The following is a 12,216-nucleotide window of genomic DNA, read 5'->3' on the forward strand; positions in this document are numbered from 1 at the left end:
CTTGCTACCTGCTCGCTCACTGCTCTTTCTCCGCGCTATTTGCTTATCGTTCCGAAAGAGATATAGTTTTCTTGTAGTTTAATGATAACTATTCTCAGTCTAAATAGGGAGTAAAGAATACAATGAGCAAAAAGCGAATCTCGCTACTCATATCTCTTTTAATCTGTGCTTTAGGCGGAACTCTCTGGGCCGGATTCTTAGTACCCGCCCAAGCAAGCGGGGAAAATATAGTCACGCAGCCTACCGTATTACGTAAAGGGCATTTAGACGTATTTTATGTATGGGGAAATTCCACCGGCCTACAGCTGGGAATTAAAGAAGACATTACCGGGCAGGGGGTGGTACGCACAGCAGAATCTGCACTTCTGAAAATGGGGGCAGACTGGTACACCACCGACGTAGCGGATTTCAATCTGCCGGGCGGCGAAAAATCTGGCTATTTAACCCCGGGAATAGCTGCCGATATGATGACGCCCGGCTGGGCCGCCAATGATTACACTCAGGCGGGAATTGAGAGTGTAAAACTGCAATTTACCGAAGTGAGCGGCCCCGGAAGTATTGCTATTTTCCGGCAAACCCTCCAAGGCACTATTAAGCCCTTTCTGGCAGCTGGAAAATTTTATATTGAAAACGGCAGTGAATTAGAGATATCTGCACGCAGCCACACCCACGCCACCTGGGTATTCTCCCAAGCTGGCACGTATAAGATGCAGGTGAAAGCAGTAGGAATTACTGAAAACGGGCAAGAGATTAGCTCTCCGCCGGCCACCTACACCTGGGTCGCAGAGAAAACTCCCGCGGCGGGAAATACAGAAGGAACGGATAATGCCGGCGAAAATCCGAGCCCAAATTTGCCGGAGACTACCCCAGATAATCCCAGCAATCCGCTGCCCACACCAGAAATCGACCCAAGTAATCCACAAGCCGCTAAAACTATTTTAGAAAGAGGGCACCTCGATGTATTTAATATCGAGGCTCCCGGCGGGAAACTCCAGTTAAATCTCAAAGAAGATATTACCGACGCTTCCGGAGCAAGCACGATTCGCCGACCAGAAGATACGGAGCTGCACGTAAGAGAAGCTGCCCGCTGGCAGCCTCTGCAATATCTGCGAACGCAACTTGGGGAAGAAAGCGGATATCTCTTGCCAGAATTTTTCCCCTCGAGCGCAGCGCCTAATCTACTTTGGCCTGGCTGGGACAGCGGCGCCGCCCGTAATTTTTTCCAAAGTGTAGATATTAATTTTCTGGAGATAACGGGCCCCGGAAAAGTCTACTTATTCGGCACTGGGTTCGGAAAAGCCCAACCTTTACTCCAATCAGGAGCTCTAGAGCTGCGTGCGGGAGAAAAAATTTCCCAAAAAATGCTCGGCCATGCGCACGCCAACTGGTATTTTACTAAACCGGGCACCTATAAAATGCGGGTACAAGCCAGCGGAGTACCCCTAGATAAGAACACCCAACTCGCAGTAGATTCCACTTCCACTGCCCTCGCATCTAATCTTCCCGCTGCTTCCACTTCTGCCCAGCCAGATTCAATGGCTGCCTCTCGCACATCCTCCCTCTCCAATGTTGCTACCTATACGTGGGTAGTGGGAAAAATAACTGCCGAAACAGACCTTAGCGGCACGGGCTCGCCGGCAAATACGGATCAGCACCGTGGTATAGATAGTTCTACTCTCTTTACTCCTGGTAAAGATTTAGCGCAAAAAGACGGTTCTTCTCTGCCCACTGCTACCGCAGCTCCAGCAGAAGCGCTTACAAATGCGGCTCCCAGCACCGCTCAGATAGCAGGCTTCCTTCCACAGAGCGGAGGTACTTTCGTGGGATTACTCGGAGCTTTACTGCTTATTCTTAGCTGCGGAATTACTCTCAATACTTGGAAATCCAGGCGCTTTCTAATTAAAAAATAGCAGGAAAACCGCAACTATCTTGTATAGCGTATTTGCTAAATTCACACATGGATTTAATATAAATCACGATAAATAAGATATATCGTCGGGCATTACCCACCCCACGCATATACAAGTTTATAGGCTAAATCGCGCGCGCGGTATGTGTTTAATATGGAAAGATTTTCATTTCTGTGTCATGCATAGGGCATGCACGGGCAGTTTTGAAAGTGTTCCGTTTCGACTTTTCCGCTTGTTTAAGCCGTTTTAAGGGGTGCCCCCAGTGAGACTCGAACTCACACTGGACAGATTTTAAGTCTGCTGCCTCTGCCGATTGGGCTATGGGGGCGCTTGCCGGCACTGCCAGCGAAGCAATTGCTCGCCTTATTCCTAGCTACCTAAAAATAACTGCACTGAGCAACACCTGCTAAGTTTAGCAGTATTTTCTGCGATATAAAATTAGAAGCCAACTCTCTGCAAAAAAGAAAAGGTTATCTATCTTACTTCCCACTTTCTTTTCGCGCTCCGCCCTAGAAATGTCAGTACGATTTAACCTATAGGATTTATTTACTATTCCGCTCCTAATCAAAGTAAGATTAAGCAGAATGTAATTGGTCAACCAATACTCAGAATAGAGGCAATTATGGCGCATAGAAATATACTGCAACGGTATCGGCATTCCTTGGAAAATGAGACTATGGCCGGCCTAGTATTAATTATTGGCGCTGTAATTGCTTTAATTTGGGCAAATTTCCCGGCGGCAGGCGGGCGCGCAGCTTATGCCACTTTCGCCTCCACCACTTTCGGGCCCGCAGCTCTACATCTAAATCTTTCACTTTCCGCCTGGGCCTCCGACGGTCTGCTAGCTATTTTCTTTTTTGTAGTGGGCTTGGAGCTAAAAGAAGAATTCACCATCGGATCTCTGCGCGATATCCGCAAAGCACTAGTACCTATGCTAGCCGCGGTCTGCGGAATGCTCGGCCCCATCGGCGTATATCTAATAGTCCAAATGCTCTCTGCTACTCCTAACTACGGAGGTTGGGCCATCCCCGTCGCCACAGATATTGCTTTTGCTCTCGCCGTCCTCAGCCTGTTCGGAAAAGGGCTCCCTCCGGCCGCCCGCACTTTCCTAATGACCTTGGCGGTGGTAGATGATTTACTAGGCATCATACTAATTGCCATATTCTTCGCCACTGACCTAAACTTCCTGTTCCTCGGAGCTTCTTTACTGGTGATTGCGCTATTTGGTTTCTTAGTACAGAAACGCATCACCCACTGGTACATATTGGTACCACTCGGTATTCTCGCCTGGTATTTCATGCACCTCTCCGGAATCCACGCCACTATTGCCGGAGTAGCTCTCGGCCTCACCGTGCCGGCAAAGCAGCGCACGCGCGAAGATAGCTCCCTGACGCGCGTCTTCACCGAAAAATTGGAATTCCTTTCCGCCGGTTTCGTCCTACCTATTTTCGCTTTCTTTGCTGCCGGAGTAAACGTAGTTGATACCGGCGGCGTATTCGATATGCTCTCCGACCCAATTGCAGAAGGCGTCTATCTAGGACTCCCCCTCGGAAAGTTCTTGGGTATTACCTGCGGAGTATTTATTATGACGAAGGTCTTCCCCCTCCGACTAGAAAATACGATAAATCTCTACGATATTATGCCGATTTCTTTAATAGCAGGCATCGGCTTTACAGTTTCTCTGCTCATCGCCACCCTTTCTTTCACGCCTGGAACAGCAGAAAGTGCTCATGCCCGAGTGGCCGTGCTTGCAGGTACTTTAATCTCTGCTGTAGTAGGCGGCGCGGCCACGAAACTGCGCGGCCACTACAGAATGCGTATCGCCGATAAGACAGATATCCGCACTTCTCAGCAAAGCTATCAGTAGAGATTCTTATATAGTTTCCTATTTGTTAGAAAATTTTCTGCCCACAGTTAGCTAACTGTGGGCAGAACTAACTCTAAATACGAGCTGGTTTTTGCGGCTGGCGAGCCGCCCACAGCGCTAAACCATCTAGAATATCGTGTTCTGAAGTAATTATTTCGCGCACAGGGGTAGCACTATCGGCGGTGCGCGCAGCAATCCGGCGCACTATTTCTTGCCATACCAAGGCGCCTGCAGCGATTACATCTACTCGCCCTGGGTGTAAAAATCCCAACTGCCGCCGCTCTGCCGGTGTGGCCTGAAGAAACCATTCTGCCGCCGCAGAAATCTCTGCAATGCGCAAAGCACTCCCGTGAATACGTGCGGGGTCATAGTTAGGCAGCTGCAGCGCGAAAGCCGTAAGCGAAGTGACTGTGCCGGCCAGGCCAATTACCGCCGCAGCCGCGGTAAAATCTATTTTTGCTTCCACTGCATCAAGAGCTCTTTGCACATCTGCCCTAGCCGCCGCTATTTCTGCCGCGGTAGGTGGATCCGAATGTAAATGCCGCTCGCGCATCCGCACTGAACCGATATTCATCGACACCGCCGCCTGCACTTCTCCTGCTGCCGTACCGAGGGTAAATTCCGTAGAACCGCCCCCTAGATCTACTGTGAGTAGACGCGGGGGAATTTCTGCAATAGGAAGAGCAGAGAGTGCCCCTTGAAAAGAAAAAGTTGCTTCCTGTTCTCCACTCAATACCTGCGGATATACACCTAATCGGCGATATACCCCGGCAATAAATTCTTCTCTGTTTTCCGCATCGCGCGTAGCAGAAGTAGCGGCAAAACGAATCGATTCTACCTTTCGCCGGCGGCATTCTGCTGCATAATCTGCTACTGCATCTAGGGTGCGCGCTAAAGCTGCTGGCGCAAAACGCCCCGTGCTATCTACCCCAGCTCCTAGGCGCACTATTTCCATGCGCCGCAGCTCATCAGTTATTTTTCCCTGTTTGGCATCTACGCTACCGATAAGTAGACGTATCGAATTAGTGCCACAATCAATTCCTGCAACTTTCACAAGTACTAGCTTGCCACTCCGCTCCGAAATTTTTCTAGTTGCGCGCTGCTGCCCCACAGCGGCAAATCTTGGTATCCCAACCAGCTTGTTGTAAGGCTCTATCTCCAAATGGACATATTCCTGCTCCCACTGCGAGCGCATAACCAGCCAAGGCGTGCAAGCATTTTATTCTATCCGGCATACCGCCAGCCGATTTTCCCGCTATTTCCGGTACTTCTTCCATAAGCTCCCGCCTTTGCACATAGATTTCATGTGCGTGGCGATACTGCGTGGCTAGTTCTTCATTAACCCTCAGCTCTTCATTCATCGCTTCCATACCGCCGGTGCTCTCTATTCGAGATATTTCTTTCACCAAAGATGGAAGTGAGAGATAGAAAGTAGTGGGAAAAGGGCTGCCATCTTCCAAGCGTGGATAGGTAATAGTGACGGCCGGATTACCACAGCAACATCGAGCCGCTATTCCCACTAGACCGCGCGGAATACGCCCTAACTGTTGGCGTAAAATTTCTCTATCTGCTTCCGTAGCTAGAGAAGCAGCCGGGGCAATTTGCCGCAGCTGCTCGAGCGAAAGCTGAGGGATAGCAATCTTCATCCGGTCTTCCCTTCTGATGTTTTCCCTTCTGATGTTTTCCCTTCTGACGTCTTCCCGTCTGGCATTTTCAATATTGGAGTATCTTCTAAATCGGTAGTTTTTCCATCACTATCGGCATCGCTCTTAGCAACTCCCCCAGCGAGCTGAAGAGATTCCCACATAGTCAAATAAAAAGGCGTGGCCGCTAAGCGATCTTTCCGCATTTTTTCTATTCTTTCAGCAGCAGCTGTCTCCCCATCTTGCGCCTTTTTCTGCTCTACCACATAGAGAGTCTGCCCCGGGAGCACGTAGCCAATTCGCTCCCGCGCTTGTGCCTGCACAAAAACTGGATTTTTCCAAAGCGCGATTTCATTACGTAGTTCTTTTTCCCGCGCCGTATGCTCCTGCAAAGTAGCAGCCAGAGTTCTTTTCTCTTCCTGCAGAGAGATAAATGTGCGCAAGGGATTAGCCACTATCACGAGCGAAAGCATCACCGTAATCACAATAAAAGCTAAACGCAGCGAAAATTGCCGGGTCTTCCCTTCTCCTTTTAAGACCACATTCCAATCATTACCTAGACGCTGCGCCAACCCCGGTTGGGAAGAATTACCGGAATGCACTTCCCCAGCTTTCGGTGGACGGCGCGGCGGCACCGCATTTTTCCCCTTTCCCGCTTTCGCATTACCCGGTTTTTTCGGCGCAGGTACGCCCGCGCGCACTCCACGGCGCGGAGCTGAGCGCTGTTTACCAGAAGCGGCAGAACGGGAATAGGGACGACGGGAAGTCATGCTGCAAGTCTAACTAATCGAATAAATGTTCCGTAACTATACACACGGGAGGAGCCCGCTGGACCCCTCCCGTGTATTCTTTTAACTATTTTTTAGCCTTATTTCTTGAAACGCGGGAAAGCAGAACGGCCAGCATAAACAGCCGCATCTACTAGCTCGTCTTCAATACGCAGCAGCTGATTGTACTTATTCACCCGCTCGCCACGTGCCGGCGCACCGGTCTTAATCTGGCCAGAGTTGGTGGCTACTGCCAAATCAGCAATAGTGGTATCTTCCGTTTCGCCCGAACGATGCGAAGTCATAGTCTTGAAGCCAGCCCGGTGGGCAGCTTCTACAGCATCAAAGGTTTCGGTGAGGGTACCAATCTGGTTTACCTTCACCAGCAGTGCATTTGCTGCTCCCATTTCAATGCCCTTGTGCAGACGCTCTGGATTGGTTACGAAGAGATCGTCGCCAACCAGCTGTACCTTATCGCCAAGTTCTGCCGTCAGGCTTACCCAGGCATCCCACTCATCTTCCGAAAGCGGATCCTCGATAGATACCAACGGATAATCGGCTACTAGGCGCTCATAGAAATTCACCATGTATTCCGTGGACTTAATTTCTCCCTCGAAGCGGTAGCCGCCTTCGGTGAAGAATTCGGTGGAAGCGACGTCGAGAGCGAGAGCCACATCGGCACCGGGCTCCAAGCCTGCCTTCTCGATAGCTTCACAAATCAAATCCAAAGCTGCCGCATTCGATTCCAGATTCGGAGCGAAGCCACCTTCATCACCAAGACCAGTGGAGAGACCCCGCTCTTTCAGTACCGACTTCAAAGCGTGGTACACTTCGGAACCCCAGCGCAGAGCTTCCCGGAAACTCGGAGCTCCAATCGGGGCAATCATGAATTCCTGAATATCTACGTTGGAATCCGCATGGGATCCACCGTTCAAGATATTCATCATCGGTACCGGCAATACATGTGCATTCGGGCCACCCAAATAAGAGAAAAGTGGCAGACCTACCGATTGCGCAGCTGCCTTAGCTACTGCCAACGAAACACCCAAAATGGCGTTCGCACCAATCTTGCCTTTGTTTACCGTACCGTCTAGATCAATTAAAGCCTGATCAATAAGACGCTGATCAGTGGCGGAATAACCAAGAATTTCTGGTTCAATTACTTCTGTAACCGCATTTACGGCTTCTTCTACACCTTTACCAAGGTAACGAGATTTATCTCCGTCGCGGCGCTCTACCGCTTCGAAAGCACCGGTGGAAGCACCAGAGGGCACTTCGGCACGGGCAAATACGCCGTTATCAAGCAGTACCTCAACTTCAACAGTGGGGTTACCGCGGGAATCAAGAATTTCGCGAGAGGCTACGGCCTCGATGCTTGCCACATGGACTCCTTAAAGTAGGTGGACACAACCAAGCTGCTTACCGCCCCGGCGGGGCAGCAGAGCCACTAGCGGCTCCTCGCGCTTCTGCGCTGCACAGCTCTACTCTATTATCCTACTAAATAGAAAAAATTGGTATCTCTAGCGGTCTTTTTCGCGGTAATGTTCTAGTTCCCACACTCTGCGCTCACCTAGTTGCTTATATTTAACCGTCACCTAGTTCGCTCCTCAATTCGCCGCCCAGCTCGTTCCCTAGCTCGTAGCCCAGTTCACTCCCTAGCTCGTAGCCTAACGCTCCCTAGTTCGCACCCTATTCGGCTATTAATATCGCATGTAAAAACTGGGCAGCGTAATCCAGTATTTCTTCGTTTTCAAAAAGGTGCGGCTCCGCATCTAATTCGCGCACCTCGGGGAGCGGCACTAGCACCACCCGCACTGCCGTCTTCACTATTGCCTTAGGGTAGAGCCGCTTTAAGCGTGCCTGGCGAAAATCACTTAAGACCACCGGCGCGAAGCGCAAATTATTGCCGCGCAAGGAAATTTCTTCCACTCCGGCTTCTTTCGCTAATTCTCGGAGCTCCACCAAAGAAAAAAGCCGCTGCACTGCTAATGGCAAGGCTCCATATCGATCCTCTAGCTCTTCACGCACATTTTCGCGCGCTGCAGCACTATCCGTATGAGCAATTTTGCTATAAATCTCCAACCGCAATCGCTCCGCTGCTACCCAGCTTTCCGGCACATAGGCTTCTACCGGCAGCTCGATGCGAATATCGCGCTCTGCTGCCGCCGCTTTTTTCTGCCCAGTAAGTTGCGCTACTGCTTCGGAAACTAAGCGAATATAGAGATCGAAACCTACGCCGGCAATATGCCCCGACTGCTGACCTCCCAATAAATTACCTGCACCTCGAATCTCTAAATCTTTTAGCGCTACCTGGAATCCGGCGCCTAGCTCCGTATGGGTGGCAATAGTGCGCAATCTTTCTAAAGAAGTCTCCGTCAAAGAAGTATCCGGCGGATAGAGGAAATAAGCATAAGCTCTTTCTCTGCCTCTTCCCACGCGCCCTCGTAGCTGATGTAACTGCGAAAGTCCAAATTTATGCGCGTTTTCTACGATGAGAGTATTGGCATTGGAGATATCTAAACCTGTTTCCACAATAGTGGTGCACACCAGCACGTCAATCTCTTTGTACCAAAACTTTTGAATTACCTCTTCCAGCTGATATTCGCTCATTTTCCCGTGTGCCACGCCGATACGCGCCTCCGGAATCAGCTCCGCCAATTTACTCGCCGTCTTATTGATACTCTGCACCCGGTTGTGAATATAGAACACTTGCCCAGAACGCAGTAGCTCCCGCCGAATCGCTGCTTTTATTTGCTTAAAATCTTGCACTCCCACATAAGTCAAAATGGGATGACGCTCTTCCGGCGGGGTAGCCAAAGTAGACATCTGTCGAATCCCCGTGACGGCCATTTCCAAAGTGCGCGGAATCGGGGTGGCAGACATTGCCAAGACGTCTACCGCCGGATAGAGCTGCTGCAGGGTCTCTTTATGCTCCACCCCGAAACGCTGCTCTTCGTCAATAACCACCAATCCTAAATCCTTAAAGCGCACATCTCCCGTAAGTAACTTATGGGTACCTATCACCACATCTACTTTTCCACTGTGCAGACCGGCCTTTATCTCGGCACTCTCTTTTTCACTTTGAAAACGCGAAAGAGCTTCTACGCGCAAGGGGAATCCCGCATAGCGCTCCCGGAAAGTTTCTAAATGCTGCTGCACCAACAGAGTGGTGGGCACCAATACCGCTACCTGTTTACCATCCTGTACGGCTTTAAAAGCAGCGCGCACAGCAATCTCCGTCTTGCCATACCCTACATCTCCCGATATGAGCCTATCCATCGGCTCGAGAGATTCCATATCTCGCTTTACTTCTTCAATCGCCTGCAACTGATCGGCAGTTTCTACGAATTCAAAGGCTTCTTCTAATTCTTGCTGCCAGGGAGTATCGGGGCTAAAAGCATAGCCGCGCGTAGCACGCCGCTGCGCATAAAGGCGAATCAACTCTTTAGCTATTTCGCGCACGGCCGCTTTCGCGCGCGCCTTCGTCTTCTTCCAATCCGTGCCACCCATTTTGCTGAGCTTGGGCTTCTCGCCACCGGTATACTTACTCACCAAATCCAACTGATTAGTGGGAACCCACAGTTGATCGCGCGGCCCACCTCGCGTAGAAGCAGCGTATTCCAACACCACGTATTCCCGCAAAGGACCATCACCGCCGATTGCCCGCTTCACTAATTTCTGGAATTGCCCGACGCCGTGATACTCATGCACCACATAATCTCCCGGATGCAGGGCGAGCGGATCTACCGATTTTTTCCGCCGCGCCGGCAGAGCCCGCCGGCCAGTTTTCCGATCGCGGAAGCGGGAAACTAAGTCATCACCCGTGATAAGGGCAAAGCGATTCGTTTCCGCCACCCAGCCGGTATGCCCGGGAGCCAGCACGATATGTACTATTCCGGGAGTTATTTCTCCTAAATCTTTCGCTAGGCGCGCCGGAATCTCTGCTTCGGCCAGCTGCTCGAATAGCCGCTTCCCCAGGCCTTTACTCTCTACACTCAGCACTATCTGCCACTGCGCGCGCGTCTTTTCTCGTAATTCCTGAAAAGCAGCCTCCACTTTTCCGGAAAAATTCTTCACTTCGCGCAGGGCCATTTGATTGAGAGTCTCCCCCGCGAGCCCTCCTAGCTCCCACCACGCCAAGTTACGCTGCTGTGCCAACTCCTGTACTTTTTCTAAAGTCCAAAAGGAGGCGTTATCTACTTCAATAGGGAGTTCTCCGCCGGCAGCTGCTGCCGCCCAAGCGGCAGTCAAAAATTCGGCTGTGGTATCTAGAAGTGACTGCGCGTGCGCCGCCGTGCGCTCTGGCTCTAATACTAAAATCCGGCTATCCGCTGGCAGCTCTGCCACTACGGAAATTAATTTATCCGTGAGCACCGCCAGCAGTGATTCCATCCCTTCGACGGCAATTCCCGAGGCAATTTTATCTAGCATATCCACCGCACCCGGCAATTTTTCCATTGCCTGTGCCGCACGTGAACGCACTTCGTCAGTAAGTAAAATTTCTCGGCACGGCGGGGCATATAGCTCTGCTACTTGTTCTAAGGAGCGCTGATCGCTTATGGAAAAGCTCCTAATATCTTCTACTTCGTCGCCAAAAAAATCTATTCGCAGCGGGTGTGCTTCCGCCGGCGGAAAGATATCGATAATGCCACCGCGAACGGCGAATTGCCCGCGCTCTTCCACCATATCCACATGCGTATAAGCCGCATTCACTAAATCTTCCTGCAGCTGGCCTAAATCGCAGTAATCCCCAATTTTTAGCCATAGTGGGCGCATCTGCCCCAACCCCGCCGCAATCGGCTGCAGCAGCGCCCGCACCGGCATAATCAATACGCGCAGCGGAGGGAATTCTTCGGGGTGCGCCAGCCGGCGCAATAGGCGTAAACGGCGTGCCACCGTATCGGCGCGCGGAGAAAGCCGCTCGTGCGGGAGTGTCTCCCAAGCTGGAAAAATATCAATTGCTGCCGGCGGTAAATAGGCACTTAGAGCGGTCTTTAATTCTTCTGCTTCATACTCAGCGGGAGTAATTACTACCTGTAAGGGCGGCTCGGCGTTATCTTCACCGCTATTATCAGCGCTGTTTTCGCCGTTATCTTCGGTATCATTTTCGGCGATATTTTCCGCGGCCGCCAGTTTAGCGATTACTGCCGGAAAGGCACCCCGCGGCATACCTATTTGCGCCGTAGCAGCTGCCGTATTTTCTAAAAGTTCAGCAGGCGCTAAGAATTGTAAAAGCGGAGTTAAAATCATTTGCTACTCTCTGCTAATTTGCTGTTCTCTGCCGATTTTTATCTACTCGAGATGCCTATATCTTACTAGCTAGCGAGCAAGTTATTATTTTACTTAGCTAACCAGCCGCTATTATCTCACTGCGCGGTATGAAGACGCAGCTGCGCTGCCTCTAAACCATTGCGAAATACATCCTCCACGGCATCTGCAGCCTCAGAAATAAGCAAATCTAACTCTGCTTGCTCCGTGCGAGAGAATTTTCCTAATACGTAATCTGCCGGATCCTGGCGCCCAGGCGGGCGGCCTATTCCAAAGCGCAGCCGCATATAGTTTTTTTCTCCCAGCGATTGCGTAATCGATTTCAAACCGTTATGCCCGCCGCTGCCGCCGCCTCGTTTTAAGCGCAGCCGCCCGAAAGCCAAATCTAAATCGTCGTGAATCACCAACAAATTTTCTGGCTTTTCCGAAAAATAGCTGAGCAAAGATTTTACCGGCCCGCCCGATATATTCATAAAAGAAGTAGTGACGGCGTAGAGCACTGGCACTCCTGCGCAGCCGGGTGCGAGCCCTAAGCGCACCGAAGCATTCCGGGTAGAAGTGGGGCGCTGCAAGGTGAGATTTGTGCCAGCGCGGCGCGCTAATTCTTCAATCACCATGTGCCCGATATTGTGCCGCGTGAGCTCGTATTGCGCACCTGGATTTCCCAGGCCTACTGCGATATACACCTACACCTCTTTTTGCTTATTTTTTCGTTATTTCAACTTTGGGGGTCAATCTTCCGATTGACCCCCAAAGTTAAA

8 protein-coding genes and 1 tRNA gene are annotated in these 12,216 nt (G+C 50.9%); 2 read left to right on the forward strand and 7 right to left on the reverse strand.

Translation table 11 applies throughout. From position 1 onward, the window contains the following. Positions 1 to 122 precede the first annotated feature (122 nt). The gene (locus BQ7117_RS07045) at positions 123 to 1,910 is read left to right on the forward strand and encodes a choice-of-anchor M domain-containing protein (RefSeq protein WP_073996817.1); all 1,788 of its coding nucleotides are present in this window, start codon (positions 123 to 125) and stop codon (positions 1,908 to 1,910) included. A gap of 254 nt (positions 1,911 to 2,164) precedes the next feature. Here the strand turns inward: BQ7117_RS07045 and BQ7117_RS07050 are convergent. Next, positions 2,165 to 2,238: transfer RNA gene (locus BQ7117_RS07050), tRNA-Leu, on the reverse strand. Positions 2,239 to 2,532: 294 nt separating this feature from the next. On the opposite strand from BQ7117_RS07050, the gene nhaA reads away from it, so the two are divergent. Further along, positions 2,533 to 3,777, forward strand: a complete 1,245-nt coding sequence (gene nhaA, locus BQ7117_RS07055; RefSeq protein ID WP_084790008.1) for a Na+/H+ antiporter NhaA — start codon at positions 2,533 to 2,535, stop codon at positions 3,775 to 3,777. A 73-nt stretch (positions 3,778 to 3,850) separates the two neighbouring features. Here the strand turns inward: nhaA and BQ7117_RS07060 are convergent, their stop codons facing one another. The 6 genes from BQ7117_RS07060 to pth form a co-directional block, all read right to left on the reverse strand. Then, on the reverse strand, positions 3,851 to 4,888 hold the full coding sequence (locus BQ7117_RS07060; RefSeq protein ID WP_237563075.1) for a Ppx/GppA phosphatase family protein: 1,038 nt from the start codon (positions 4,886 to 4,888) through the stop codon (positions 3,851 to 3,853). Continuing rightward, positions 4,866 to 5,423 (reverse strand): DUF501 domain-containing protein, encoded by a 558-nt coding sequence (locus tag BQ7117_RS07065; protein ID WP_073996819.1) that lies wholly within the window; start codon positions 5,421 to 5,423, stop codon positions 4,866 to 4,868. The genes BQ7117_RS07060 and BQ7117_RS07065 overlap by 23 nt, the downstream gene beginning before the upstream one ends. Continuing rightward, positions 5,420 to 6,190 (reverse strand): FtsB family cell division protein, encoded by a 771-nt coding sequence (locus BQ7117_RS07070; RefSeq protein ID WP_073996820.1) that lies wholly within the window; start codon positions 6,188 to 6,190, stop codon positions 5,420 to 5,422. The genes BQ7117_RS07065 and BQ7117_RS07070 overlap by 4 nt, the downstream gene beginning before the upstream one ends. A 98-nt stretch (positions 6,191 to 6,288) precedes the next feature. Further along, a complete protein-coding gene (eno, locus tag BQ7117_RS07075) occupies positions 6,289 to 7,569 on the reverse strand; it encodes a phosphopyruvate hydratase (RefSeq protein ID WP_073996821.1) in 1,281 nt (426 codons plus the stop codon). A gap of 307 nt (positions 7,570 to 7,876) precedes the next feature. After that, entirely contained in the window at positions 7,877 to 11,437 is a 3,561-nt protein-coding gene (mfd, locus tag BQ7117_RS07080; RefSeq protein WP_073996822.1) for a transcription-repair coupling factor, read from the reverse strand. A gap of 116 nt (positions 11,438 to 11,553) precedes the next feature. Next, the gene (gene pth, locus BQ7117_RS07085; RefSeq protein ID WP_073996823.1) at positions 11,554 to 12,141 is read right to left on the reverse strand and encodes an aminoacyl-tRNA hydrolase; all 588 of its coding nucleotides are present in this window, start codon (positions 12,139 to 12,141) and stop codon (positions 11,554 to 11,556) included. Between the last annotated feature and the right edge of the window lie 75 nt (positions 12,142 to 12,216).

Origin of the sequence: Arcanobacterium urinimassiliense (assembly GCF_900119495.1) — a bacterium.
GTDB lineage: Bacteria > Actinomycetota > Actinomycetes > Actinomycetales > Actinomycetaceae > Arcanobacterium_A > Arcanobacterium_A urinimassiliense.

What these genes read in the sequence shown, in the direction of transcription:
- BQ7117_RS07045 (WP_073996817.1), top strand. Translation starts at nt 123, where the DNA reads ATGAGCAAAAAGCGAATCTCGCTACTCATATCTCTTTTAATCTGTGCT.
- nhaA (WP_084790008.1), top strand. Translation starts at nt 2,533, where the DNA reads ATGGCGCATAGAAATATACTGCAACGGTATCGGCATTCCTTGGAAAAT.
- BQ7117_RS07065 (WP_073996819.1), bottom strand. Translation starts at nt 5,423, where the DNA reads ATGAAGATTGCTATCCCTCAGCTTTCGCTCGAGCAGCTGCGGCAAATT.
- BQ7117_RS07070 (WP_073996820.1), bottom strand. Translation starts at nt 6,190, where the DNA reads ATGACTTCCCGTCGTCCCTATTCCCGTTCTGCCGCTTCTGGTAAACAG.
- mfd (WP_073996822.1), bottom strand. Translation starts at nt 11,437, where the DNA reads ATGATTTTAACTCCGCTTTTACAATTCTTAGCGCCTGCTGAACTTTTA.